Annotated in this window: 1 pseudogene; it reads left to right on the top strand. The window is 63.7% G+C overall.

The features are described 5' to 3' along the window. Positions 1-455: pseudogene (prfC, locus tag ACU8YC_RS27350) on the top strand (peptide chain release factor 3); the annotation flags it as partial.

Here is a 455-nt window from a genome sequence, read left to right as displayed (position 1 = left end):
ATGCTGGAGGAAGCATGGGCCGGCGACATCATCGGCCTGCACAACCACGGCACCATCCAGATCGGCGACACCTTCACCGAAGGCGAAGTGCTGGGCTTCACCGGCATCCCGCACTTCGCCCCGGAACTGTTCCGCCGCGTGCGCCTGAAGGATCCGCTCAAATCCAAGCAGCTGCGCCAGGGCCTGCAGGAGCTGGCCGAGGAAGGTGCCACCCAGGTCTTCTTCCCCGAGCGCAACAACGACATCATCCTCGGCGCGGTGGGCGTGCTGCAGTTCGACGTGGTCGCCAGCCGCCTGAAGGAGGAATACAAGGTTGAATGCGCCTACGAGGCAATCAACGTCTGGTCGGCGCGCTGGATCGAGTGCAGCGACGAGAAGAAGCTCAAGGAATTCAAGGACAAGGCCTACGAGAACCTCGCTGTCGACGGCGGCGGCCACCTCACCTACCTGGCCCC

This window comes from Citrobacter sp. VF227, assembly GCF_052950715.1.
Note: the sequence above shows the minus strand (reverse complement) of the source record. Positions and strands in the feature narration are given on the sequence as shown.